This is a genomic window from Allobosea sp. GW822-FHT05A11 (genome assembly GCF_058800455.1).
In genome coordinates this window covers 273403-297854 of the sequence record NZ_JBXAMI010000007.1, presented here as the reverse complement: position 1 = coordinate 297854, position 24452 = coordinate 273403, and the positions used below count along the sequence as shown (strand labels likewise).

The 24452-nt window shown below is 67.5% G+C and carries 20 protein-coding genes; 14 read left to right on the top strand and 6 right to left on the bottom strand.

Annotated features, from left to right (window positions below):
- Positions 1–68 precede the first annotated feature (68 nt).
- Together AC1RLU_RS23395 and pdxR are read right to left on the bottom strand one after the other, a co-directional pair.
- Positions 69–1679, bottom strand: a complete 1611-nt coding sequence (locus AC1RLU_RS23395) for a GMC family oxidoreductase (RefSeq protein ID WP_492798507.1) — start codon at positions 1677–1679, stop codon at positions 69–71.
- Positions 1680–1711: 32 nt separating this feature from the next.
- Positions 1712–3253: a MocR-like pyridoxine biosynthesis transcription factor PdxR gene (pdxR, locus tag AC1RLU_RS23390; protein WP_492798506.1), complete on the bottom strand. Its 1542-nt coding sequence runs from the start codon at positions 3251–3253 to the stop codon at positions 1712–1714.
- Between the two features lie 133 nt (positions 3254–3386).
- On the opposite strand from pdxR, the gene AC1RLU_RS23385 reads away from it, so the two are divergent.
- The 7 genes from AC1RLU_RS23385 to AC1RLU_RS23355 all read left to right on the top strand — a co-directional run bounded on the left by AC1RLU_RS23385 (position 3387) and on the right by AC1RLU_RS23355 (position 11389).
- Positions 3387–4493 carry a mandelate racemase/muconate lactonizing enzyme family protein gene (locus tag AC1RLU_RS23385; RefSeq protein WP_492798505.1) on the top strand — a complete coding sequence of 369 codons (1107 nt, stop codon included), beginning with the start codon at positions 3387–3389 and terminating at the stop codon, positions 4491–4493.
- A complete protein-coding gene (locus AC1RLU_RS23380) occupies positions 4490–5983 on the top strand; it encodes an aldehyde dehydrogenase family protein (protein WP_492798504.1) in 1494 nt (497 codons plus the stop codon). Before AC1RLU_RS23385 ends, AC1RLU_RS23380 begins: the two co-directional genes overlap by 4 nt.
- A gap of 20 nt (positions 5984–6003) precedes the next feature.
- Positions 6004–7302: an NAD(P)/FAD-dependent oxidoreductase gene (locus tag AC1RLU_RS23375; protein WP_492798503.1), complete on the top strand. Its 1299-nt coding sequence runs from the start codon at positions 6004–6006 to the stop codon at positions 7300–7302.
- 161 nt (positions 7303–7463) lie between these two features.
- A complete protein-coding gene (locus AC1RLU_RS23370; protein WP_492798502.1) occupies positions 7464–8525 on the top strand; it encodes an ABC transporter substrate-binding protein in 1062 nt (353 codons plus the stop codon).
- The gene (locus AC1RLU_RS23365) at positions 8522–9661 is read left to right on the top strand and encodes an ABC transporter ATP-binding protein (RefSeq protein WP_492798501.1); all 1140 of its coding nucleotides are present in this window, start codon (positions 8522–8524) and stop codon (positions 9659–9661) included. Before AC1RLU_RS23370 ends, AC1RLU_RS23365 begins: the two co-directional genes overlap by 4 nt.
- Positions 9658–10572: an ABC transporter permease gene (locus AC1RLU_RS23360; protein WP_492798500.1), complete on the top strand. Its 915-nt coding sequence runs from the start codon at positions 9658–9660 to the stop codon at positions 10570–10572. Before AC1RLU_RS23365 ends, AC1RLU_RS23360 begins: the two co-directional genes overlap by 4 nt.
- 1 nt (position 10573) lies before the next feature.
- Positions 10574–11389 (top strand): ABC transporter permease, encoded by an 816-nt coding sequence (locus tag AC1RLU_RS23355; protein WP_492798499.1) that lies wholly within the window; start codon positions 10574–10576, stop codon positions 11387–11389.
- A 75-nt stretch (positions 11390–11464) separates the two neighbouring features.
- On the opposite strand, the gene AC1RLU_RS23350 is transcribed toward AC1RLU_RS23355, so the two are convergent.
- From AC1RLU_RS23350 to AC1RLU_RS23335, 4 genes are all read right to left on the bottom strand, one after another.
- Complete coding sequence (locus tag AC1RLU_RS23350) at positions 11465–13159, bottom strand: flotillin family protein (RefSeq protein WP_142114521.1); 1695 nt, start codon at positions 13157–13159, stop codon at positions 11465–11467.
- Between the two features lie 3 nt (positions 13160–13162).
- Entirely contained in the window at positions 13163–13813 is a 651-nt protein-coding gene (locus AC1RLU_RS23345) for an OB-fold-containig protein (RefSeq protein ID WP_492798498.1), read from the bottom strand.
- The gene (locus AC1RLU_RS23340) at positions 13813–14901 is read right to left on the bottom strand and encodes a PspA/IM30 family protein (protein WP_492798497.1); all 1089 of its coding nucleotides are present in this window, start codon (positions 14899–14901) and stop codon (positions 13813–13815) included. The genes AC1RLU_RS23345 and AC1RLU_RS23340 overlap by 1 nt, the downstream gene beginning before the upstream one ends.
- Before the next feature lie 114 nt (positions 14902–15015).
- Positions 15016–15627, bottom strand: coding sequence for a TetR/AcrR family transcriptional regulator (locus tag AC1RLU_RS23335; RefSeq protein ID WP_492798496.1), 612 nt, complete (start codon positions 15625–15627; stop codon positions 15016–15018).
- A gap of 125 nt (positions 15628–15752) precedes the next feature.
- On the opposite strand from AC1RLU_RS23335, the gene AC1RLU_RS23330 reads away from it, so the two are divergent.
- The 7 genes from AC1RLU_RS23330 (at position 15753) to AC1RLU_RS23300 (ending at position 24449) form a co-directional block, all read left to right on the top strand.
- Positions 15753–16448 (top strand): PspA/IM30 family protein, encoded by a 696-nt coding sequence (locus tag AC1RLU_RS23330; protein ID WP_492798495.1) that lies wholly within the window; start codon positions 15753–15755, stop codon positions 16446–16448.
- 39 nt (positions 16449–16487) lie between these two features.
- Positions 16488–16766, top strand: a complete 279-nt coding sequence (locus AC1RLU_RS23325; protein WP_061966449.1) for a YiaA/YiaB family inner membrane protein — start codon at positions 16488–16490, stop codon at positions 16764–16766.
- 106 nt (positions 16767–16872) lie between these two features.
- On the top strand, positions 16873–20280 hold the full coding sequence (locus AC1RLU_RS23320) for an acyl-[ACP]--phospholipid O-acyltransferase (protein WP_492798598.1): 3408 nt from the start codon (positions 16873–16875) through the stop codon (positions 20278–20280).
- Positions 20280–21242 (top strand): hypothetical protein, encoded by a 963-nt coding sequence (locus tag AC1RLU_RS23315; protein ID WP_492798494.1) that lies wholly within the window; start codon positions 20280–20282, stop codon positions 21240–21242. The genes AC1RLU_RS23320 and AC1RLU_RS23315 overlap by 1 nt, the downstream gene beginning before the upstream one ends.
- A complete protein-coding gene (locus AC1RLU_RS23310; protein ID WP_492798493.1) occupies positions 21239–22120 on the top strand; it encodes a ThiF family adenylyltransferase in 882 nt (293 codons plus the stop codon). The genes AC1RLU_RS23315 and AC1RLU_RS23310 overlap by 4 nt, the downstream gene beginning before the upstream one ends.
- Entirely contained in the window at positions 22117–23337 is a 1221-nt protein-coding gene (locus tag AC1RLU_RS23305) for a hypothetical protein (protein WP_492798492.1), read from the top strand. The genes AC1RLU_RS23310 and AC1RLU_RS23305 overlap by 4 nt, the downstream gene beginning before the upstream one ends.
- Complete coding sequence (locus AC1RLU_RS23300) at positions 23334–24449, top strand: GNAT family N-acetyltransferase (RefSeq protein WP_492798491.1); 1116 nt, start codon at positions 23334–23336, stop codon at positions 24447–24449. Before AC1RLU_RS23305 ends, AC1RLU_RS23300 begins: the two co-directional genes overlap by 4 nt.
- Positions 24450–24452: the final 3 nt, after the last annotated feature.

Here is a 24452-nt window from a genome sequence, read left to right as displayed (position 1 = left end):
CACGGGAATGCGCCCGGCGGAATAGCCGGCTCGCATCCTGCCGCCTGAATATTCAAAGAGGTTTGGCTTCACCCAGCGGCCATCAATTCCGCGGCGCGCTCTCCGACCATCATGGCCGGGGCGTTGATGTTGCCGGAGGGTATCGTCGGGAAGATCGAGGCATCGACGACGCGCAAGCGCTCGATCCCGTGCACCCGCAATGTGGCGTCGACGACGGCGTCGCTGGCGTCAGGCCCCATCCGGCAGGTCCCGCAAGGGTGGAAGACGGAATAGGCATTTGCCCGGATCGCGGCGACATTGGCCGCATCGTTGACGGCTTCCGGCCCCGGCCGGATTGCGGCATCGATCACGGCGGAGAGCGTCGGCGTTGCGGCCAAGCGGTGCAGGAAGCGCGCGCCCTCCAGCAGGATGCGGAGGTCCTCGGGCTCGGAGAGGTAGTTCGGTGCGATCTCCGGCGCGACATGCGGATCGGGCGAACGGATCGCGACATGGCCGCGGCTGAGCGGGCGGCAGGGCGAGACGCTGAGGCTGAAACCGGGGAACGGGTCGGGTTTCATCAGGGCGCGCACGCCGGGCACGGCGCGTTCATAGCTCAAGGGCGAGAAATAGAGCTGCATATCCGGCCGCGTCAGTTCGGGCCTTGTGCGGTAGAAACCGCCGCCCTGGTTGACGCTGAGCGACAGCGGCCCGCGGCGGCGTATCAGATAATTCGCGGCCATGCCGATACGGGCGGGCCAGGACAGCAGCGCGTCGTTCAGGCTCGGTCGCTTCGAACGGTAGACATGATCGTAGCAGAGATGGTCCTGCAGGTTCTGCCCGACGGCGGGGAGGTCGAGCAGCGGCGCGATGCCGTGCTGCTTCAACAGCTCCGCCGAGCCGATACCCGAGAGTTGCAGGAGCTGCGGCGAGTTGAACGCGCCGCCGGAGAGGACGACCTCCCTCCGGGCGCGGAAGCGCAAGGTTTCCCCGCCGCGCCTCGCCTCGACGCCGACGGCGCGCCGCCCGTCGAACAGGATGCGTGTGACCTGCATGTCGGTTTCGAGCTTCACGCGCCCGCGCCGCCTTGCCGGATGCAGGAAGGCGCGTGCCGCTGACTCGCGCCGGCCGTCGCGCGTGGTGATCTGGTAGAAGCCGGCGCCCTCGCTGGTCGCGCCGTTCAGGTCCGGGTTGAAGCGCAGGCCCGCTTCGCCGGCCGCTCTGACGAAGAGCGGGGTCAGCGGGTGGACTTCAGCGGCGACGTTCTCGACATGGAGAGGCCCCCCAGCGCCATGCCAGATGGAGGCGCCCAGCGCGTGGTCCTCCATGCGCCTGTAGGCGGCGAGCACCTCGGCCCAGCCCCAACCGGGATTGCCGAGCCGCTGCCACTCGTCGAAATCCTCGGCCTGGCCGCGGGCATAGACCATTGCGTTGATCGCGCTGGAGCCGCCGACGACCTTGCCGCGCGGCTGGTAGATCTCCCGCCCGTCCAGCTCGGCTTGCGGCGTGGTCCGGTACATCCAGTTCATGCGGCGATGGTAGAAGGTCTTGCCGTAGCCGATCGGCAGATGGACCCAGGGGCTGATATCGCGCGGCCCGGCTTCGATCACCAGGATCGAGCCTTGGCCGGCTTCGGCAAGCCGCCCGGCCAGCACGCAGCCGGCCGAACCCGCGCCGACGATGATCACGTCCCATTCGCTCAAGATGCTCTCACCCAGCCAGCCCGACACGATTCCTAAGCAGAATTGGGCTTCCCGCTAAGGGCCATTCCCACCGAAATGCCAGTCCATTCGCCGCTCGCCATGAGGTCATCGATGGCGCGGCGCAGATCGAGCACGCCGGTCTTGATCTCAGCCGGCGTGAAGCCGCTGAAGCCGAGTACGAGCCCGTCCCGCGCGATGGGTTCGAGGCAGAAGCGGCTGATCGGCGCGACTGTGACGCCGCGCCGGGCCGCGGCCTGCGTCAGCGTGACCGCATCGAGCTCGTCGCGGAGATAGGCGATGGTGTGCATGCCGGTCTGGGTCGGAACCACCTCCAGATCAGGCGCCAGATGCTCCCGCGCCGCATCCTCCAGTGCCTGATAACGCTCCTGGTAGAGCTTGCGCATGCGGCGGACATGCGTCGCGAAATGGCCTTCGACGATGAAATCGGCGACGATGCCCTGCAAGGCCGTCGGAACGCCGGGCGAGAACGCCTCCAGGCAGATGCCGATCTGCTCGACGAGATGCGGCGGCGCGACGAGGAAGCCGAGCCGCAGCGATGGGAACAGCGTCTTCGAGAAGGTCCCGACATAGATCACCCGGCCGCTGCGATCGATGCTGGTCAATGTCGCCATCGGTGCGCCCTGGAAGCAGAATTCGCCGTCCCAGTCGTCCTCGATGATCCAGGCACCGCTGGCCTCGGCCGCCTCCAGCAGGGCGAGACGCCGCTCCAGGCTCATCTTGGCGCCGAGCGGTTGCTGATGTGCTGGCGTCACGAAGGCGAGCCGGAACTCGGGCGCGCGGCGCAGGCCCTCCTCGACGACGAGCCCGGCTGCGTCGACCGGAACGGGCACGATGTCGACGCTGGACTGGATCATGCTGTTGCGAGCGCCGATCGCGCCGGGGTCCTCGAACCAGACCTTGTCGCCGGGATCGAGCAGCGTCGCGGCGATGAGCTGGAAGGCCTGCTGCGCGCCCGCCACGACGAAGACCTGCTGCCATTCGCAGGCGATGCCGCGATTGAGCCTGAGATGCGCGGCGATGGCCTGGCGCAGGCCCCGTTCGCCATGCGGGTCGGGATAGCCGAGCACCTGATGGCGCGGCTTGCGCCAGTGCTTGCCCGAGAGTCTCGCCCATTGCGCCATCGGGAAGGCGTCGAAGGCCGGCATCGCCGTGGTGAAGGCGCGGGGCTGGTGCGGCAGGCGCGTGCCGAACAGTTTTGACGCTGTGTTCATCGCCTGCGCGAGCTTGACCCGCGCGGTCGGCGCGGCGGTAGCTGCGGCGGCTGGCGCCGGTCGTTCGTTCGCCAGCGCCTGGCTGACATAGGTGCCGGAGCCGACGCGGGTTTCGATCAGTCCTTCCGCCGCAAGCCGCTCGAAGCTCTCGACGATGGTGGTGCGGGCGACCTTGAATTCCTGCGCCAGCGTGCGCGTCGCCGGCAGGCGCTCGCCGACCTTGAGCGCGCCCCCGAGGATCAATTCGCGCAGGCCCGCACAAATCTGGACGCTGAGCCCATGCTCGCCCTCGCGGTCCAGGACGATCGACTGGAGCAGGGCGCCTTCCTCGCGTTTGACCATGATGCCTTGAGGGATAGTGGACTGTCGATTTGGCGAGAATGGACCTTGGGATCAGGCCAATTCAAGCCCCTTCTTGCGCCGAAGCTGCCCGCGGTTCTGTCGGGTGGCGCTCCCGAAACGGATAGCGGCAGCGATGAAGATCACCCGGCTCGAAAGCTTCTCGACGCAGGACGTCGGCTTCGTCCGCGCCACATGCGAGGATGGCAGCCAAGGCTGGGGCCAGTTCTCGCCCTATAACGCCGACATCACCGCGACGGTCTTCCACCGGCAGGTCGCGCGTTGGGCGGTTGGCGAGAATGCCTTCGACATCGACGAATTGATCGCGACGATCGGCGAGCGCGAGCACAAGTTTCCCGGCTCCTATCTCTGCCGCGCCATGACCGGGCTCGATACCGCGCTATGGGACCTGCGCGGGCGGATCGAGCGGAAAAGCGTCTGCGAACTGCTCGGCGGCACGCCGCGTCCCTTCCCGGTCTATGCCTCCAGCATGAAGCGCGGCGAGATCACGCCCGAAGCCGAGGCTGAGCGCTTCCTGCGCCTGCGCGATGCCCATGGCTACCGCGCCTTCAAGTTCCGGGTCGGGCGCGAATGCGGCCGCGACATCGACGAATGGCCGGGCCGGACGGACGCGATCGTGCTGCAGATCAGGCGCGCGCTCGGCGCCGAGGCGACGCTGCTCGTCGACGGCAATAGCGGCTATTCGCCGGCCAAGGCCATCGCGGTCGGCAAGATGCTGCAGGATCACGGCATCGTCCATTTCGAGGAGCCCTGTCCCTACTGGGAGCATGCCTGGACGCGCGAGGTCCGCGACGCCCTCGACCTCGACGTCACCGGCGGCGAGCAGGACTGCGACCTCGCGGTCTGGCGCGCCATGATCGATGGCCGCGTGGTCGACGTGGTGCAGCCGGATGTCTGCTATATCGGCGGCGTCGGGCGGATGCTGGCAGTGGCGCGCTGGGCTGAAGCCGCCGGCCTGCCGGTGACGCCGCATTCGGCCAACCAGTCGCTGGTGACGGTATTCACCCTGCATATCATGGGCGCGCTCGCCAATGCCGGCCCCTATGTCGAATTCTCGATCGAGGGGCCGGATTACTACCCCTGGGAACAGGGCCTGCTGCGCAACCCGCCGCAGGCGCGCGACGGTAAGGTCGCGATCCCCGACGGGCCGGGCTGGGGCGTCGAGATCGAGCCGTCCTGGCTCGACAAAGCCGCCTATCAGGTCACGGAGATCGGCGCGTGATCGTGGACCGCGCCGGGCTTGTCGCCGAGGCCATCAGGACGGGAACGCTCGCCGGCCTGCCGGGCAGGCATTTCATCGACGGGCGCTTCGTTGAGTCTGCGTCCGGGCGACGGATGGAGAGCTTCGACCCCGGCCGGGGCAAGGCTTTTGCAACGGTCGCGGCCGGTGAAGCTGCGGACATCGACAGCGCGGTCGCGGCCGCCCGTGCGGCGCTCTCCGGCCCATGGTCGCGTCTGAGCCCGGCCGCACGCGGCGAGATCCTGATGCGGGCGAGCCGTCTGATCGCCGAGCGCGCGGCCCGCTTCGCCGTGGTCGAGACCCTCGATTCCGGCAAGCGTCTTGCGGAAGCCGAGGGCGATGTCGGCGGCGTGGTGAAGGCCTTCGCCTATTATGCCGGTGCGGCCGACAAGCTGCATGGCGACAGCATGCCGCTCGGCCCCGATCATATCGGCCTGACGATCGAGGAGCCGGTTGGTGTCGCCGCCCAGATCGTCCCCTGGAACTATCCGCTCTCGACGGCGGCGCGCGGCATCGCCCCCGCGCTTGCGGCCGGCTGCGCGCTGGTCGTCAAGCCGGCCGAGCAGACGCCCTTCACCACGCTGATGCTGGCGGAGCTGCTGCATGAGGCCGGGCTGCCCGCAGGCGTGCTCAACGTCGTCGCCGGCACAGGCGCTGAGGCCGGCGCGGCGCTTGCCGGCCATCCCGGCATCGACCACATCACCTTCACCGGCTCGGTCGCGACCGGGCAGCGCGTGATGCGCGCAGCCGCCGAGCAGGTCACCCGGCTCGTGCTGGAGCTCGGCGGCAAGTCTCCCCTCGTCGTGCTCGCCGATTGCGACCGCGACGCGGCCATCGCCGGCATCGTGGAAGCGATCTTCGAGAATGCCGGGCAGATCTGCTCGGCCGGCTCGCGCCTGATCGTCGAGGAGTCGATCGCCGAGCCCCTGCTCGAACGCCTCGTCGCGAGCGCGCAGGCTCTGCGGCCGGGTCATGGTCTCAGCGATGCCGGGATCGGGCCGATCAATTCGCCGGCGCAGCTCGCACGAGTTGCTGGTCATGTCGACCGCGCCCGCGCCGCCGGCAACCGCATCCTGACCGGAGGCTCCGTGGTGCCCCCCGAGGATTGCGGCGGTGGCTGGTTCTATCAACCGACCATCGTACTGGCTGATCGCCCGGACGATCCGCTGGTGCAGGAGGAAATCTTCGGCCCGGTGCTGACGGTGCAGGTCGTTCCCGATTTCGAGGCGGCGGTGGCTGCGGCGAACGCCACCTCCTATGCGCTGGTCGCCGGCATCTACACCCGCGATCACGCGAAGGCCTGGCGCTTCGCTCGGGCGGTCGATGCGGGGCAGGTCTATATCAACGAGTTCTTTGCCGGCGGCATCGCGATGCCCTTCGGCGGCAACCGCAAATCCGGTTTCGGCCGCGCCAAGGGCATGGCGGGCTTGCGCTCCTACTGCAAGCTCAAGAGTGTGGTGGCGCGAATCTGATCCGGGGGGATGACGCGATAATGTCGAGCGATCTGTTCGCCAGTGATTTCAAGGCCGCGCCCTATTGGTGGGACGAGGTGCCCCGGCCCGATCTGCCGCGTGCCGAGCCGCCACAGCAGGCCGAAGTCGTCGTCGTCGGCTCCGGCTATACCGGCTTGCAGGCTGCGCTCCAGACGGCGCGCGGCGGGCGCCACACCGTCGTCCTCGATGCCGAGGCGGCGGGTTTTGGCTGCAGCACCCGCAATGGCGGTCAGATCTCGACCAGCGTGAAACCGGGCTTCGACGAGCTCAGCCGCCGCCATGGTCGGGAGCGCGCCTTCGCGATCATGCAGGAAGGCCGGAACTCGCTGCGCTATATCGGCGATTTCGTCCGCGACGAGGGGATCGATTGCGATTTCGGCGTCGTCGGCCGCTTCCATGCCGCGCATGCGCCCGGCAGATACGAGGAGCTGGCCCGCAGCGTCGGCACCCAGCCGAAAGGGCTGGAAGTCGCCTGCCATGTCGTGCCGCGCTCCGAGCAGCACAGCGAGATCGGCTCCGATCTTTATCATGGCGGCGTCGTCTACGAGAGCCACGCCTCGATCAACCCGGCCCGCTACCATCAGGGCCTGTTGCAGCGCGTCGTCGCGGCCGGCGCGGAACTGGTACCGCATTGCCCGGCGACCGGGATCGAACGCATCGGGCAGGATTTCCTCGTCCAGACGCCACGCGGTACGATCCGTACCCGCGATGTCGTCATCGCCACCAACGGCTATACCGGCCCGCTGACCGGCTGGCTCCGCCGTCGCGTCATCCCGATCGGCAGCTATGTCATCGCGACCGAGGCGCTGGAGCCGGCGCTGGTCGACAGGCTGATCCCGAAGAACCGCATCGTCAGCGACACCCGCAAGGTCGTCTACTACTACCGCGCCTCGCCGGACCGGCGGCGCATCCTGTTCGGCGGCCGCGTATCCTTGAGCGAGACCGATCCGCGCCGCAGCGGCCCGCTGCTCCATGCCGCGATGAGCCGGATCTTCCCGGAACTCGCGGGTCGCAAGATCAGCCATTCCTGGTGCGGCTTCGTCGCCTACAGCTTCGACGAACTGATGCATATCGGCCGGCACGAAGGCATGCACTACGCCATGGGCTATTGCGGCTCCGGCGTCGGCATGGCGAGCTATCTCGGCATGCGGCTCGGCCAGCAGGTGCTCGGCCTTGCGGAAGGCAAGACCGCCTTCGACGGATTGCCCTTCCAGACACGGCCCTTCTACAGCGGCAATCCCTGGTTCCTCGCGCCGTCGGTCCTCTACTACAGCTGGCGCGATCGTCTCGCGCGCTAAGTGGTCGTCCCGAATTCTCAGAGTGGACCTTATGGCCAGACCAATTTCGCCGGACCCTGCATGAGGCGAGACGTGCGGACGCCGCTGATAGGCCAACCGCGCGCTCATCTTTGGGGAACGCATTGAACAAGAACGCAACGTTCGAACGGGAGAACAGACACATGCCGCGCCAGCCGATGATGCCGACGAGAACGGCTCTTGCCCTCGTCATGGGCTTTGGCCTGTTGAGCGCTGCGCCCGCGGGGGCGCAGGAACTGACCGTCGTCTCCTTTGGCGGCTCCTATCAGGAGGGCCAGAGCAAGGCGCTCTTCCAGCCCGCCGCCAAGGCGCTGGGCATCAAGATCAAGGAGGAGACCTATACCAGCATCGCCGACCTGCGCCTCAAGGTGAAGGCCGGTGCCGTGACCTGGGACGTGGTCGCCAGCGGCTCCGGTAGTGCCGCCCGCGCCGGCGCAGAGGGCATCCTCGAGAAGCTCGACTACAAGGTTATCGACACCTCGAATTTCCTGCCCGGCACGGCGCAGGATTATTGCGTCGGCGGCGACGTTTTCTCGACCGTGCTCGCCTGGAACACCAAGACCTATGGCCAGAACGGTCCGCAGAGCTGGGCCGATTTCTGGGACGTGAAGAAATTCCCCGGCAAGCGCTCCTATCGCAAGAGCGTGGCTGGCGCGCTGGAGCCGGCGCTGATGGCCGACGGTGTGCCCGCCAACAAGGTCTACGAGGTTCTGTCCCAGCCCGGCGGCATCGAGCGCGCGATCAAGAAGATCCGCGAATTGAAGCCGCATATCGCGGTCTGGTGGAGCTCGGGTGCGCAGCATGCCCAGCTGATGAAGGACGGCGAGGTCGACATGATCACCGGCTGGAACGGCCGCTTCGACGTCGCCGCCAAGGACGGCGCCAAGGTCGCCTACACCTTCAACCAGGGCCTGCTCGACTATGATTGCTTCGCGATCGCCAAGGGCGCGCCCAACAAGGATCTGGCGATGAAGTTCCTCGCCGAGATCAGCAAGCCGCAATACCAAGCCGAATTCACAAAATACATCACCTACGGCCCGACCAATAAGAAGGCCTATGAGGGCGGCGCGATCGACGCGGCCTATGCCAAGACCCTGCCGTCCCATCCCGACAATGCCGGCAAGCAGCTGACGATCGATCTGGACTGGTACATCAAGTACGAGGCTCAGGCCTCCTCCGCTTATCAGAACATGCTGACCGAATGAGACTGGCCGGCGATCACGAGCGGCCGCGTGATGCGGCTGCTTCGGCCTCGAATTCCGCGACGGCCTTAGCCATAGCGGTCCGGCGGCTGAGCAAGGCCTATGGCGCGGTGCCGGTGCTCGACGAGATCGATCTCGACGTCCGGCCGGGCGAGTTCCTGACCCTGCTCGGCCCCTCCGGCTCGGGCAAGACGACGCTGTTGATGGCGATCGCCGGTTTTCTCAGGCCCGACAAGGGCTCGATCCGCTTCGGCGAGCGCGAGGTCGTTCGCCTCGCGCCGCATAAGCGCGAGATCGGCATGGTTTTCCAGAATTACGCGCTGTTCCCGCATATGGATGTCGCGCGTAATGTCGGCTTTCCGCTGCGGTTGCGGCGTGTGCCGGCGGCCGAGACCGCCCGGCGCGTCGAGTCGGCGCTGGAGATGTTCCAGCTGGGCGGCTTCGGCAGCCGCCGCATCGACCAACTCTCCGGCGGCCAGCGCCAGCGCGTCGCGCTCGCCCGCGCCATCGTCTTCGAGCCGCGCATCATCTTGATGGACGAGCCGCTTTCGGCGCTGGACAAGCAATTGCGCGAGCGCATGCAGATCGAGTTGCGCCAGCTCCATGAGCGCTTGGGCACCACCACCGTCTATGTCACGCATGACCAGCGCGAGGCGCTGACCATGTCGGATCGTGTCGCGATCCTCGATCGCGGCCGCATCGCCCGCATCGACACACCGCGCGCGATCTATGACGATCCCGGCAGCCGGTTCGTCGCCGAGTTTATCGGCGAATCCTCCTTCCTCGACGTAGCGATCGCGAATGGCATCGCTCGTGCTGCCGGCGCGACCATCCGCGCCAGCAATCTGCCGGCGCAGCAGGGCCGCTGCACGATGGTGCTGCGGCCGGAGCGCCTGCATCTGCTCGGACCGGGCGAAGGCGAGGGAATGAACTGCTTCGAAGGCCGCGTCACTGGCGCGGTCTATCAGGGCGACACGCTGCTCTTGCAGACGGTCCTGAACGGCGGGAGCCCGGTTGCGCTGCGCCTGACGACGCGCGGCGGCGAGGGCCCACCGCCTGCGCCCGGAACACCGGTCCGCATCGGCATTGCGGTCTCCGATACCGTGCTGCTATCCGACGAGGCGCGGGGCGCGCCGTGACGACCGTCAGCACTTTTGATGCAACCGGTCCGGCCGGCGATGACCACGCCGCCGGCCTGCGGCGCGACCAGTGGCGCGAGCGCATGGGGCTGGCCAGCCTCGCGGCACCGGCGCTCCTGCTCGTCACCGTCACCATGCTCGTGCCAGTCGGCTGGCTCTTCGGCCTGTCCTTCCTCGACGACAATGGCGCGCTGAGCCTCGAACATTACCGGCGCATGCTAGCCGAGCCGTCCTACGGCCGGACCTTCCGCACCACCTTCGAGATCAGCTTCGTCACCACGCTGATCTGCATCCTGCTCGGCTATCCCCTGGCCTATTTCCTGTCGCAGCTGCCAAGGCGAGCCGCCAATCTCTGCATGATCGCGGTGCTCTTGCCGTTCTGGACCTCGCTTCTGGTGCGCACCTATGCCTGGCTCGTGCTGCTCCAGCGTAGCGGCCTGATCAACACATGGGGCATGAAGCTCGGTCTCTGGAGCGAGCCCTTGCAGCTCGTCCACAACATGGGCGGCACGCTGATCGGCATGGTCCATATCATGCTGCCCTTCATGGTGCTGCCGCTCTACGGCACGATGCGCGCGATCGACCGCAACCTGCTGCGCGCGGCCGCCAGCCTCGGCTCGACGCCGGTCCATGGCTTCTGGACCGTGTTCTTCCCGCTTTCGCTGCCGGGGCTCGCGGCCGGTGCCGCACTCGTCTTCGTGCTCTGCCTTGGTTTCTACGTGACGCCGGCCATGCTCGGCGGCGGCAAGGTGACGATGGTCTCGAACCGCATCGCCAACGATATCGAGCTCTTCTTCAACTGGGGTGCGGCGAGCGCGCTCGGCGTCGTGCTGCTGGTGATCACGCTCGTCGTGCTCGTGCTGGCGGCGCGGTTGTCGCGCGGCGCCGGTTTGTTCGGGGCGGGGCACTGAGATGAGCTGGCTCGATCGTCCCGCCAGCGACACGCAGATCAGCCATGGCGCGCGGCTCTGGCTTTACGCTCTCGGCGCGCTGGTGCTGGCCTTCCTGGCCATCCCGACGCTGATCGTCATCCCGATGTCCTTCTCCCAGTCGCAATATCTGGAGTTCCCGCCGCGGGAATGGTCGCTGCGCTGGTATGAGGCCTATTTCTCGTCGTCGAGCTGGATGGCGGCGACCGCGACCTCGTTCAAGGCGGGCTTCTGCACGGCGCTCTTGGCGACGCCGATGGGCACGCTCGCGGCCTATGGCCTGCACAGCGCGCGTCTGCGCTTTGCGGGGCTGGCGATCCTCGCCCTGCTGACCCCGACCATCGTGCCGGTCATCCTCGTCGGCATCGCGCTGTTCTACGCCTATGTGCAGCTCAAGATGGTCAATTCTTTCCTCGGCATCGTGCTGGCGCATACGATGCTCGCTGTGCCGATCGTGATGATGATCGTCGGCTCGGCCCTGAAGAGCTTCGATCTCGATCAGGAGCGCGTGGCGCGCAGCCTCGGAGCGACACGGACCCAAGCCTTCCTGCAGGTGACGGCGCCGCAGATCGGCTTTGCCCTCGTCACCTCGGCGGTGCTGTCCTTCCTGACCTCCTTCGACGAGGTCGTGATCGCGCTTTTCGTCTCCGGCGGCGATAATGCGACCCTGACGCGGATGATGTTCCTGGCGCTGCGCGACCAGATCGATCCCACCATCGCCGCGATCTCGACGATCATGATCGTGATGACGTCGCTGCTGCTGGCGGTGTCGCAGCTCTTCGGCAAAAGCGAGACCTGAGGGGTCGCAGGCCATCAACAAGACGCCGGCCGTGGGAGCGGCCGGCGTTGTGAATATCCTGATGGAAGCCTGGCTCTACGTCTTCGGCTCGGCCGCAGGCGCCGGCTGCGCGGGCGCCTTGCTCGCCCCGCCCACGGACGCGGCCAATAGCGCCTGCGTCGGATCGGCGCCCTCGAATCCGGCCTGCTTCAGGATCTCGTCGAGGATCGGCTTCTGCGCGGTGAAGCTGAGCAACTGGCTCGACAGATCGCGGACCGCGCCCGCCTGCTCGCCGCTCGCACCGCCATTCATCGCGCCGACGAGATTGCCGGCGCTGAAGATGCGGATGTCGGAGATCTTCTCGATCGGCTTCATCGCCTGTGCCAAGGCCGCCGGCACGATGTCGACGCGGGCCTTGTTGAGCTCGAACTCGATGATCGCCGGCGACAGGGCGTTGCGGGCTTCGTTCTTGGCCCGCTCGGCGCGCGCCTGCGCCTCGCCGAGCTCGATCACGCCGGCGGCGCGGATCTTGGCCGCGGCGGCTTCCGCCTCCGCTTCGATCTTGGTCGCGGCCGCGAGGTTTTCCGCGGCCTGACGCTCGGCCTCGGCCTTGACGGTGACCGCTGTGGCCTCCTGCTCGGCGATGCGGCGCGCATCGAGCACGGCGATGCGCTTGGCACGTTCGGCGATCTCGACCTCGCGGGCCGTCGTCACCTGCTCTTCGGCGGTGATGGCGGAAGCCTTGGCCTCGTCGGCGCGGGCGCGGGCGGCCTGCTCCTCCTCGGTCTTCTGGGCAACGGCGATCGCCGCCTCGATACGCGCGGTCTCGGTGATCTTGCGCGCTTCCGCTTCACGCTCGGCAATGCCGCGCTCGGCGGCGATGCGGGCGGATTCACGGGCCTGGCGCGTCTCGGAATCGCGTTCGGCGATGCCGCGCTCGGCTTCGAGCCGCGCCGTCTCCTCGTTGAGACGGGCGAGCTGCTCGGCCTTGGCCGCCTCTGCGCGGGTTTCGGCCGTCTTGTTGGCGATGTCGCGTTCCTGGCTGAGCTCGGCGTCGCGCTGCTCGCGCTCGATCGTCAGGCGGCGCAGCGAGGCCTCGCGGTCCTTGGTCGCGATCTCGACCTCGTTGTCGCGGACGATCTGGTTGCGCTCGCGCTTGCGCTCCTCGGTGATCTTGGTCAGCGCCGTCAGGCCTTCGGCGTCGAAGGTGTTGTTCGGGTTGAAATGCTTGATGTCGGTCTGGTCGAGCCGCGTCAGCGAGACCGATTCCAGTTCCAGACCGTTGGACTGGAGGTCATGCGCGACCGCCGCCTGCACCGATTTCACGAACTCGGCGCGTTGCTCCTGCAGATCGCGCAGCGACATGGTGGCGGCGACCGAGCGCAGGCCGTCGACGAACTTGGCCTCGACCAACGCCTTCAGCGCATCAGCATCGTTGGTGCGGTCGCCCAGCGTCTGTGCCGCGAGCGCGATGTTCTCGGCATCCGGCTTCACCCGGACATAGAACTCGGCGGTGATATCCGCCCGCATCCGGTCCTTGGTGATCAGGGACTCGTTCTCGGCGCGCTTCACTTCGAGGCGCAGCGTGCTGAGCGAGACCCAGGAATAGGAGTGGAAGATCGGCAGGATGACCGAGCCGCCGTCGAGCACGACCTTCTTGCCGCCGAGGCCGGTGCGGACATAGGCCTTGTCCCGCGTCGCCCGCGTGTAGAGCGACGTCATGATGATGCCGATCACCACGATGGCGACGAGAATGCTGGCGGCGATGATGCCGAGCGAGAAGAAATCCATGTCTCAGACCCCCGTTGAGGCGCTGTTTGCGACGCTGTCCGGAGCGGGAATGGCCTCGAACAGGCCATCCGCTCCATCGACGATCAGCACCAGCGTGCCCGTTGCCATCAGATGTCCCGGCGCCGCCCTGGCGCGCAGGATGTGAACATTGTCGTACCGGTCTTTCACGCGAACCGCGCCGGGATGGCCCTGGTCGAGCGGGCCGATCGTAACGGTGCCGATCAGGCCGATGAACTCGGCCTGGCTCAGTGCATTGGTCTCGTCGCGCGGGATGACCTTGGCGATGCCGCGGCTCGCCCAGCGCGTCGCCGGCACGGCCGCCAGAGCAGCAGCCGGCGCGGCGATCAAGAGCGGCAGCGGCCGCAGGATCTGCGCGGCCAGGCTCTGCAGCGCGAAGCCGAAGACGGCGAAGGCGGTGAGCAGGATCACCGCCAGGACCAGGATCGGCACGCCGCCGGCATTGAGCCAGGACATCCAGCCGCCGAGCAGGCCGGCTTCGTGGTCGCCCGGCCCGTGATGGCCGAGCCCGTCATCGAGCAGGCCAGAGGCCGAGGCGCCGATCAGGACCGAGACCAGCTCGATCAGGCCGAGCCCGGCCACGACCATCAGCGCCACCCAGAAGGGCGCGGTGCCCGGCTGGATGATGTCGCTCATCAGCGCTGGCCTTCCCGGAACGCCCTGAGCCTGGCTTCGATCGCATCCTCGCGCTGGATGCGGCCGAGCTCATCCACCTCCGCCGCGCCCGTCATCGGCTTGGCCGGAACTCCGGTGACGCGCTCGACGGCGGAAAGGGCCGCGGCGAGGCGCTGATCGTTGCGCTGCGAGGGCGTGGCGGGATCGCTTGCGGCTACCGCGCGTTCGGCGCGCTTGGCATCGTCGAGCCGCTTCATCGCATCGGCGCGGGCCGAGGCGATGCTGCGCAATGTGGCCTCGGCTTCCGCGATCTCGCCGGCATTCTCGGTGACGGCCTTGGCGAGCGCGGTGCGCTGCGCTTCGAGGTCGATCTGGACGCCGGTCGCCGCACGGGCAAGGTCCTCGCGGCCCTTCTCCAGCCCCGTCTTGATCTTCTGGTCGAGGTCGCGGATCTCCTCATCGAGATCGGCAGCCTTGGCCTTGAGACGATGGCCGGCGGCAACCGCGACGCCGAGCGCGGCCCGGGCTTCCTCGGCGATCTTCTCGATCTCGCGCACGGCCTGCTGCGCGACGGCGGTGGTGTTGGCGCCTTCGGCGGCGTCGACCGCATTGTTGACGACGCCGGCGATCACGCGACCGAGGCGGGCAAGGATTCCTTCGTTGGACATCGTGCTCTCCCTGTGGGTGTGAATTCCGGCCTGGACAGCGACGAGGACGCTGATCGTCGATCCCTGGAAGGACAGACGCGCCTCGGCAAAGTCGTTCCAGCCACCGCGATAGCCATCCACCGAATAGGGGACGACAATCCGCCCATTGATGGTGGCGATGCTGATGCTGTCCGGGCCCTTGATGGCGAAGAGTTTGGAGTCGAGCGGGATTTCGACGGTGGGTTCGTTCGGCTGTTGCCGGCTATGATCGCGCAGCGCCAAGGTCGCCATGCGCGAGGGCAGGCCGGTTTGCGCCCGGATCTCCTCATAGGCTTCCTCGTGCAGCGCGACGAGATTGGCGCCCGTTGTGCCGTCGAGGATTGCCATGGCCTGCCGATAAGCGGCGAGGGTGGCGTTCAGCGCCTCGCGATCTTCGTCGCTGGGCGCCAGCAGAAGCGCCATCGTGGTTTGAGGCTTCTTGACCATGCGCTTTATATAAAGCACTTCATTGGTGCTTTCAAGGATGGGCGCTGCGCGAGGCTCCCTGAAAGTTAACGCAGGTTAACGGCCTTGGTCTCAATTCGCGGCAGATAGGCCACGGCAGGCCAACCGCACCAGCCCCTCGATCTGGCGGTCGAGTTCGGGTCGGGGAACGGCGATCAGCTTCTCCTCCAATCCGATCGCGACAACGCCATGGACGGCCGAGAACAGCGTCCGGCCCAGGAGGTTGCGGTTCTCCGCGCTGCGATCCGGCACCAGCGTGCCCAGCGGCTGGAGAATGTGCCGGAACATGGTCATCTGCTCAGAGACGGCCCAGTCGGGCACCACGGCGCCCTCAGCCATGCGGTGCTCGAACAGCACGCGCCACAGCTGCAGGTTGTCGCGGGCGAAGGCCGAGTAGGCGAGGGCGACGGCAACAAGGGCTTCCGTGGCCTGTTCCTGTGACGAAACGGGTGGGGATGCGGCGTTGAGCGCCGCGTCAAGCCGGGCGAGGGTGCGCGAGCCGACCCGCAGCACAAGCTCGTCCATATCCGCGACGAGATTGTAGATCGCGCCGAGCGAGCAGCCGATCTCCTGCGCGAGCTCGCGCGCCTTCAGGCCCGCAAGGCCTTTCCCGGCGATGGCCCGCTCCGCCGCATCGATCAGAAGGTCGCGCTGCCGGTCGCGCCGCGCTGCCGTGGTGGTCATCTCTGCGTTCTCGCCTCGGTCGTCTGGCACCTGACTGTGAACGTCGTTCAAAATAGTTCTTGAACGACGTTCATGAATGCGCTATCGATTCATTCATGAACAACGTTCATAGCAGGGGAAAGCCAATGCTCAAGATGTTTCTCACCTTCGTTCGCGGCGGCGCCGCCGTCGCCGAGGAGCGCTTCGCCGATCGCAACGCCCTTCTGATCCTCGACCAGCAATTGCGGGACGCAGCCGGCGCCTTCGAGCGCGCCAAGAAAGCGCTGGCGATCGCAATCGCGCAGGACCGGCAGGAGACCGAACGCCTCGCCTCAAGCAGCACGCGCATCGCCGATCTGGAAAACCGCGTCGCAGCGGCATTGGGCGCTGGCGACGAAAGCCTCGCCCGAGAGGGCGCCGAGGCGATTGCGGCGCTGGAGGCTGATCGCGAGGCGGCTTCAAGCGCGCAGGCGCTCTTCGCTACCGAGATCCTCCGCCTGCGCCGCCATGTCGCTCAGGCTCAGGCGCGGATTGCCGAGCTCGATCGCGGCCGGCGCCTCGCCCGTGCCTCGGAGGCCGTGCGCCAGATGCGGCAGGGCCGGATAGAGCCCGGCCCCGCCCATGAGGCGACGCTGGCCGAAGCCGAGCAGACGCTGAAGCGATTGCGCGAACGCCAGGTCGAGGCCGAGGCGGCGGAGACTGCGCTCGACGAACTCGACGGCGCCGCCGCAGTTTCCGTTGCGGAAAAGCTGGCGGCCAAGGGCTTCGGCCCCCGGCTGCGGACGACCGCCGAGGATGTGCTGGAGCGCCTGCGCCAGCGTCCGCCCGCCCCCGCGAACTGATCGAGCGGCAATCGCATTTCAAACAGGGAGATCGTCATCATGAACCAGAACGTTCAGCCGCATAGCGGCGCCTGGGTCAGCTTCACCTACGCCTCCTTCTTCGCCGCCGGCGCGATGGTCGCGGCTGGTATCTTGTTCCTGCCGCTCGACTGGTGGGCCAGGGGTTATCTCGCCATGGGTTGCGTCATGCTGGTCCAGTCCTGCATCACCATGACCAAGACAGTGCGCGACATGCACGAGGCGTCCAGGCTGGTGAACCGCATCGAGGACGCCCGCACCGAACGCCTGCTGATGGATGCCGGCAAGCCGGCGCCGTGAACCTCGCCGGTAAGCTCCGCTTAACCGCAAGATCGCATCGCCCGCCGCCGGCAAGGATTGCTTTGCGGGGGCGATGCGAACCTTCCTCGAACCGCGCGAGTGCATGATGTTCGACACCCTGATGCTGAAAAGGCGCTTCGCGCCGTTGTTCTGGGCGCAGTTCTTTTCCGCGTTCAACGATAATTTCCTCAAGAACGCGCTGGTCTTCATCATCCTCTACCGGCTCGCCGGTTCGCATGGCGAGGCGCTGGTGACGCTGGCGGGCGGGCTCTTCATCCTGCCTTTCTTCCTGCTCTCCGGCATCGGCGGTCAGATGGCCGACCGCTTCGACAAGGCGATGATGGCGCAGCGCCTGAAGCTCGCCGAGATCGGTGCGGCCGGCGTCGCGGCACTCGGCTTCACGCTGCATTCCGTGCCGATGCTGTTCGCTGCGCTCTTCCTGTTCGGCGTCATCGCCGCCCTGTTCGGGCCGATCAAATACGGCATCCTGCCGGATCACCTGAAGCGTGAGGAACTGCCGGCCGGCAACGCGCTGATCGAAGGCGCGACCTTCATCGCGATCCTGCTCGGCACCATCGCCGGCGGCCTGACGGCACGCGAGGGTGGCGATGCGGCGCAACTCAGCCTGCTGATCATGGTCTTCGCACTCGCCTGCTGGGTCTCGACCCTGTTCATCCCCAAGACCGGCGCGGCCGCGCCCGATCTCGTGATCGACCGGAACATCCTGCGCTCGACCCGCGACCTGCTGAAAGATCTCTGGGCTGATGCGCGGCTCTGGCGCACAGGCGTGATGGTCTCGCTCTTCTGGCTGATCGGCGCCGTCGTGATGGCGTTGCTGCCGGCGCTGGTGAAGAACGGCATGGGCGGCACCGAGATGGTCGTCTCCGCCTATCTCGCCACCTTCGCCATCGCGATCGCCGTCGGGTCCGGCATCGGTTCCTTCCTGGCGAGCGGGCGCATCGTGCTCCTGCCCGTGCCGGTTGCCGGCATCGTGATGGGCCTGTTCGCGCTCGATCTCGGCTGGGCCGTGTCGGGCATCGTCGCGCATCAGCCGGCGCAGGATATCGGCGTCTTCTTCGGTAGTTCTCCCGCTTGGCGCGTCGGCATCGACCTTGCCGGCCTCGCCATCGCCGGCGGCATCTTCATCGTGCCCTCCTTCGCCGCGACGCAGGCCTGGGCGCCGGCCGACAAGCGCGCCCGCATCGTCGCCGCCGTCAACGTGCTCTCGGCCGCTTTCATGGTCGCCGGCGCGGCGGTCGTCGCCCTGCTGCAGGCTGCCGGCCTGACGCTGAGCCATCTCTTCCTGCTGATCGGCGCCCTGACGATCGTGGCCTCGGTCTGGATTTTCCGGACGCTACCGACCAATCCGCTCAGCGATTTCCTCTCGATCCTGTTCCGCGCCTTCTACCGCGTCGAGGTCACTGGCCGCGAGAACATTGCCAAGGCCGGCGACAACGCCATCATCGCGCTGAACCACGTCTCCTTCCTCGATGCGGCGTTGGCGCTCTCGATCCTCGACAAGGAGCCGGTCTTCGCCATCGACCACGGCATCGCCCAGCGCTGGTGGGTGAAGCCCTTCCTGAAGCTGACGCGGGCCATGCCGCTCGATCCCTCGCGCCCGCTGGCGACGCGTTCGCTGATCAACGCGGTCAAGAACGGCGAGAGCCTGGTGATCTTCCCGGAAGGCCGCCTCACCGTCACCGGCAGCCTGATGAAGGTCTATGACGGCGTCGGCATGATCGCCGAGAAATCGGGCGTGCCGATCGTGCCTGTTCGCATCGAGGGGCTGGAAGCGACGATCTTCTCGCGGCTGACCCGCGAGCAGGTCCGCCGCCGCTGGTTCCCCAAGGTGCACGTCACCGTGCTGGACCCGGTCTCGCTGACGGTGTCCGACGAATTGAAGGGCAAGCCGCGCCGCCAGGCTGCGGGTGCGGCACTCTACCAGATCATGTCGGACCTGATCTTCCGCACCAGCGATGTCGACCGCAGCGTGTTTGAGGCGGTGGCGGAGGCCGCGAAGCTCAACGGCATGAGCCGTGTCGCGGTCGAGGACCCGATCACGGGGACGCTGACCTACAAGCGCCTGCTGATCGGTGCCGAGGTGCTCGGGCGCAAGCTGATGCCGCTGGCGGCCAGGGGCGAGGCGATCGGCGTGATGCTGCCCAATGCCAATGGCGCGGCGGTGACGCTGCTCGGCCTGATGTCGGCGGCGCGCGTGCCGGCGATGATCAATTTCACGGCCGGTGCCGGCAATATCGCCGCCGCCTGCAAGGCCGCTGAGGTGAAGACGATCGTCACCTCGCGCGCCTTCGTCGAGAAGGGCCGGATGGGGCCGCTGATCGAGGCGCTCTCGGCCGAGGTGAAGATCGTCTACCTCGAAGATGTCCGCGCGACCGTCTCCACGGGCGACAAGCTCAAAGCGCTCTGGCGCCACGGCGAGGCGATCGAACAGGCGAAGGGCTCGGACCGGGCCGCGATCCTGTTCACCTCGGGCTCGGAGGGCGCGCCCAAGGGCGTCGTGCTCAGCCATTCCAACATGCTGGCCAATGCGGCGCAGGCGGCGGCGCGGATCGATTTCGGCCGGCGCGACAAGGTCTTCAACGTGCTGCCGGTCTTCCACTCCTTCGGCCTGACGGCGGGGCTGATCCTGCCGCTGGTCTCGGGTGTGCCGGTCTATCTCTACCCTTCGCCGCTGCACTACCGGATGGTGCCGGAGCTGGTCTACGGTTCGAACGCGACGATCCTGTTCGGCACCGACACTTTCCTCACCGGCTATGCCCGCGCCGCGCACCCCTACGACCTGCGCTCGCTGCGCTACATCGTGGCCGGCGCCGAGCCGGTGAAGGATACGACGCGGCGGACCTATGCCGAGAAGTTCGGCCTGCGCATCCTTGAAGGCTATGGCGTGACCGAGACCGCGCCGGTGCTGGCACTGAACACGCCGATGTTCAACCGCTTCGGCACGGTCGGCCGGATCATGCCGGGCATGGAAGCCAGGCTCGAGCCGATGCCGGGCGTCGAGGAGGGCGGCCGGCTCCATGTCCGCGGTCCCAACATCATGCTGGGTTACCTGAAGTCGGAGAACCCCGGCGTGCTCGAACCGCCGCCCGAGGGCTGGCACGATACCGGCGATATCGTCGCGATCGACAGGGACGGCTTCGTCACCATCAAGGGCCGGGCCAAGCGCTTCGCCAAGATCGCCGGCGAGATGGTCTCGCTCGCGGCGGTCGAGGCGCTCGCCGCCGAATGCTGGCCGGGCGTGCTCTCCGGCGTCGCCAGCCTCCCCGATGCCCGCAAGGGCGAGCGGCTGGTGCTGGTGACCCAGCAGAAGGACGCGACGCGCGCTGCCTTCCAGGCCTTCGCCAAGGGCCGGGGCGCGGCGGACCTAATGATCCCGGCCGAGGTCGTGGTGGTGCCGGCCGTGCCAGTGCTCGGCTCCGGCAAGCTCGACTTCGCCGGTATAGCCAAGCTGGTCAAGGAGCGGGCTGCGCGGCCCGCGCCGGTGGAGGCCTGATGCTCGGCTTCTGGCTGAAGGCACTGACCCGGCCGACGCTCGACCTGACGCTGACGACGGCGCCGGGTCAGCAGACCCGCATCATCGAGCGGCCCGGCGCCGTGCTCGACGATGCGGAGCTGGCGACGCTGGTCGAGCATTTGCGCACGGTCGCGGGGCGGACGCTGGCGCAAGGCGCGCTGACCTATGGCGTCTTCTCCGGCGAGCGCGAGCGCCTGAGCCAGAGCATCATCACCCTGATCAGCGAAACGGCGACCGGCCGGCCCATCGCCTTCAACGCGCTGGCGCAGATGCCGCTCACGCTCGCTGGCGAACCCGAGCAGGTCACGCATCTCGGCCTCGTCATGGTCGATCCCGAGGTGCGCGGCCGTGGCCTGTCATGGGTGCTCTACGGTTTGACCGTGCTGGTGCTCTTCGTCCGCGGCGGCCTGCGCCCGCGCTGGATCTCCAATGTCACGCAAGTGCCGAGCGTCGTCGGCATGGTCTGCGAGACCTTTTCGGAGGTCTATCCCTCGCCCGATCCGGGCAGCCGCCAGAGCTTCGCGCATCTGACGCTCGCGCGGCAGATCATGCGCGACCATCGTCATGTCTTCGGCGTCGGCCCCGAGGCCGGCTTTGACGAGGCGAACTCGATCATCACCGACGCCTATACCGGCGGCTCGGACGACCTGAAGAAGAGCTTCGAGCAGGCGACGCATCATCGCGAGGAGCGTTACAACGCCTTCTGTCGCGACAAGCTCGATTACGCCCGCGGCGACGACGTGCTCCAGCTCGGCCGCATGGACCTCGCTGCCGCGCGCCGCTACCTGCTCGGCCAGGTGCCGCACTCATCGCTGCCGGGATTGCTTGGAGCTTCCGCCTTCCTGCTGGTGCAGCGCTTGCTATTGCCGCTGGTGCACTGGCTCGACGACACCCGGCGTTTCGGCACATTGCGTCCGCGCCCATCGAGGTCGAAACCATGATCCCCGGCTTCAGCTACGAGCTCTTCGCCACCCGCAATATCGGTTTCGTCTCGGAGGCCGAGCAAGCGCGGCTGCGGCAGGCGACGATCTTCGTCTGCGGGGTCGGCGGCATGGGCGGGGCGGCCTTCATGGCGCTGGTCCGGGCCGGCATCGGCCGCTTCGTCATCGCCGATATCGACGTCTTCGAGATCTCGAACCTGAACCGGCAGGTCTTCGCCCATGCCGGTACGATCGGCCGGCCCAAGGCGGAAGCGGCGGCCGAGGCTGCCCGCGCGATCAATCCGGAAATCGAGATCGAGGTGCTTGGCGCCGAATGGGTCGAGCGCCTGCCGGAGATCGCCCGTCGCTGTCCGGTGATTGTCAACGGCATGGACGACATCGCAGCCGGCCTGCACCTCTACCGCACGGCGAAAGCTGCGGGCGCGACTGTCATCGACGCCTATATGGCGCCGTTGCCTTCGGTGATCGTGGTGCGCCCCGGCGATTCGCGCCCCGAGGAGCGTCTGGGCTTCCCGACGGTCGGAAAGGACTGGCGGGAGCTGTCGGACGACGACAAGCGTGCTGCCATGCTCTGCGAGGTCACGCATGTCATGCTGCATTCGCGCTCGCGTCATCATGTCGATCTCGCCATCGCCGGCGAGGTCGCGGCCGGCCGGCGCAGCCGCATGTCCTTCGCGCCGATGGTGATCACGACGGGCATGATGATGGCCTATGAGGCGATCGCGCTCACGCTGGGCCGGAAAACCGGAACCGATTGCCGCGGCTGGTTCTTCAATCCCTACCGCCCGGCGGTGGAGCGGCCCTGGCCGGCACCGGTTGCGGCGCTGCTCAAGCCTTTCGTGGCGCGGGCGCTGGCGAAGATGGTGGCCGGGCCATGACCGGCGGTTTCGCCAATCCGGGCCTCGTGGCGGATTCGATCGTCGATCTCTGTGGCGCGCTCGGGCTTGCCGTCGCGATGATGAGCTTGCGCCGCCGCGATCCGCGCGGCGCTCTGGCGCGGCGCTTCCTCCTCGCGATGGGGCTGGTCGCGGCGCTTTTCCTGCTGCGCGCGCTCGGCTGGTGGAGCGGCAGCGTATTGCTCAGCCGGCTGGCGCTGGCCTGCGCCGCCCTGTTCCCACTCGGCGCGCTGATCGTCACCGAGGGCATGCTGCGCCGGCATGCCCCACGCCCCGTCAAGATCGCGGTGCTTGCCGGATCGCTCCTGCTGGTTCTCGCCGGTCTCCTCGGCTTCGACGAGCCGGGCCGGGCCTATGATCTGGCGCTGGCCGGCTTCCAGCTCCTGACCATCGCCTTCTGCGGGCTCCTGCTGTTCCGGCGGGATCAGGCCTCGCTGACCGTGTCCGAGAACACCAGCGTCTGGCGACTTGGGCTTTGCGCCTTCCTGATCCTGCCCTTCGCGCTCAGCGATTTTCGCGAGTTGCTGCCGGGTCTGCCGGTGAGGCTCGGCGGCGTCGGCGCCTTGCTGCTGGTCTCGATCCTGCTGGTGACCGGCGGGGCCGCTCCGGCGCGGCGGCAGCGATTTGCGATGCTCAGCCTGCGCGTCGTCGCTGCGCTGCTCCTGGGCTTGGCGGCGGCGCTCGTCACGCCCGATGCCGGCTTCGCCCATGCCGCGCGGCTCTGTGCCGTCGCGCTCGCCGGGGTGCTCGCCATCGCGCTGGCCGTCGATGCGCTGTCGAGCGCTTTCGATGCGGAAGCGCCCGGAATCCTCGATTCCCTTGCCCGGTCGCGAGCGCAGACGCGGGAAGACTTGATCGCCCAGCTCGCGACACATCCGTTGTTCGGCAGCGCACGCCGGCTCGATGAAGCGGCGCTCGCCGATTACGACCCCGCCATCCTGCGGCCGGCCTTGCACGGCATCGGCGTGCTGCACGCCTCCGGGCGCGGCTGGCCCTGGCCGGCGACCGACCCGGCCGCCGAGCGGTTGGCGGCGCTGATGGCCTCCCATGCCGCGAGCCATCTGCTCGTGCTCGGCGAAGCGCCGCTCGACCTGCTGCTGGTGACCGTGCCGGTGGTCTCGGCCGACCCCGCGACCGAGACGGCGCTGGCGCTGGTGCGCCGCCTGCTGGCAACGGCGCCGAGCGAGGCAACCGCATGATCGAGATCTGCAGCAACGACCGCAAGGCGGCCTTCGTCGTCACCGCCAACGCCTATCCGCCCGATAGTTCTTATGTCCCGCCGATGTGGTCCGATTTCGATCGCATGCTCGATCCTGCCCGGAATCCGCTGGTGACGCAGGGCCATGGCCGCTTCGAGTTGTTCACCGCGCTGCGCGATGGCCGGCCGCTCGGCCGGATCGTCGCGACGATCCACGACGCCTCCAATGCCCGGCACGGCACGAGGCGTGCGCAGTTCGGCTATTTCGACTGCGCCGACGATTCCGAGATCGCCGCGGCTTTGCTCGTCGCAGCGGAAGGTTGGGCGCGCGAGCGCGGCATGGACGAACTCGTCGGCAACTTCAATCTGACCGCGATGCAGCAGGCCGGTGTCGTCACCGGCGGCTTCGACAATGCGCCCTTCACCGACATGCTCTGGAGTCCGCCGCATGTCGCGCGGCTGCTCGAAGCGAATGGCTACGCGCCGACCTTTCCGATGACGACCTTCAGGATCGACCTCGCCGATATCGATCCGCGCGGGCTGCTCGGCCCGAAGCAGCAGGAGATCCTCGCCGATCCCGATTATCGCTGGATGCCGATTGACCGCCGCCATTTCGCCGAGAGGCTTGAGGACTCCCGGCTCATCCTCAATGACGGCTTCGACGCCAATCCGATGTTCGTGCCGCCCACGGCCGAGGAATATCGCTTCCAGGCCGGCGACATGATGTGGGTGATCGACAAGCGCATCTCGACCGTCGTCCACCACAAGGGCGAGCCGGTCGGCGCAATCATCGCCATCCCCGATCTCAACCCGCTGGTGAAAGCGACCGGCGGGCGGATGGGTCTGAGCTTTCCCTTCCGCTTCCTGCAGCATCGCTGGACCAACCGGCGCGCGGTCATCGTCTACCAATCGGTCAATCGCGCCCTCCATAATCGCGGTCTCAACGGCGCGATGCTGTTCAAGGTCGCGAGCGCGCTCAAGGCCGCCGGCTATACCGAGCTCGGCGGCACCTGGATCGCCGATGTCAACGGGCCGAGCCTCCGGCAGGCCGAGAAGGCCGGTGCCAAACCGCTGCATCGCTTGCATCTCTTCGCGAAGTCCTTGCGAGATTGAGCG

Coding starts and splice junctions, on each gene's coding strand:
- pdxR (WP_492798506.1), bottom strand. CDS start 3,253: ATGGTCAAACGCGAGGAAGGCGCCCTGCTCCAGTCGATCGTCCTGGAC.
- AC1RLU_RS23385 (WP_492798505.1), top strand. CDS start 3,387: ATGAAGATCACCCGGCTCGAAAGCTTCTCGACGCAGGACGTCGGCTTC.
- AC1RLU_RS23375 (WP_492798503.1), top strand. CDS start 6,004: ATGTCGAGCGATCTGTTCGCCAGTGATTTCAAGGCCGCGCCCTATTGG.
- AC1RLU_RS23370 (WP_492798502.1), top strand. CDS start 7,464: ATGCCGCGCCAGCCGATGATGCCGACGAGAACGGCTCTTGCCCTCGTC.
- AC1RLU_RS23365 (WP_492798501.1), top strand. CDS start 8,522: ATGAGACTGGCCGGCGATCACGAGCGGCCGCGTGATGCGGCTGCTTCG.
- AC1RLU_RS23355 (WP_492798499.1), top strand. CDS start 10,574: ATGAGCTGGCTCGATCGTCCCGCCAGCGACACGCAGATCAGCCATGGC.
- AC1RLU_RS23350 (WP_142114521.1), bottom strand. CDS start 13,159: ATGGATTTCTTCTCGCTCGGCATCATCGCCGCCAGCATTCTCGTCGCC.
- AC1RLU_RS23345 (WP_492798498.1), bottom strand. CDS start 13,813: ATGAGCGACATCATCCAGCCGGGCACCGCGCCCTTCTGGGTGGCGCTG.
- AC1RLU_RS23340 (WP_492798497.1), bottom strand. CDS start 14,901: ATGGCGCTTCTGCTGGCGCCCAGCGACGAAGATCGCGAGGCGCTGAAC.
- AC1RLU_RS23335 (WP_492798496.1), bottom strand. CDS start 15,627: ATGACCACCACGGCAGCGCGGCGCGACCGGCAGCGCGACCTTCTGATC.
- AC1RLU_RS23330 (WP_492798495.1), top strand. CDS start 15,753: ATGCTCAAGATGTTTCTCACCTTCGTTCGCGGCGGCGCCGCCGTCGCC.
- AC1RLU_RS23325 (WP_061966449.1), top strand. CDS start 16,488: ATGAACCAGAACGTTCAGCCGCATAGCGGCGCCTGGGTCAGCTTCACC.
- AC1RLU_RS23320 (WP_492798598.1), top strand. CDS start 16,873: ATGTTCGACACCCTGATGCTGAAAAGGCGCTTCGCGCCGTTGTTCTGG.
- AC1RLU_RS23315 (WP_492798494.1), top strand. CDS start 20,280: ATGCTCGGCTTCTGGCTGAAGGCACTGACCCGGCCGACGCTCGACCTG.
- AC1RLU_RS23310 (WP_492798493.1), top strand. CDS start 21,239: ATGATCCCCGGCTTCAGCTACGAGCTCTTCGCCACCCGCAATATCGGT.
- AC1RLU_RS23305 (WP_492798492.1), top strand. CDS start 22,117: ATGACCGGCGGTTTCGCCAATCCGGGCCTCGTGGCGGATTCGATCGTC.
- AC1RLU_RS23300 (WP_492798491.1), top strand. CDS start 23,334: ATGATCGAGATCTGCAGCAACGACCGCAAGGCGGCCTTCGTCGTCACC.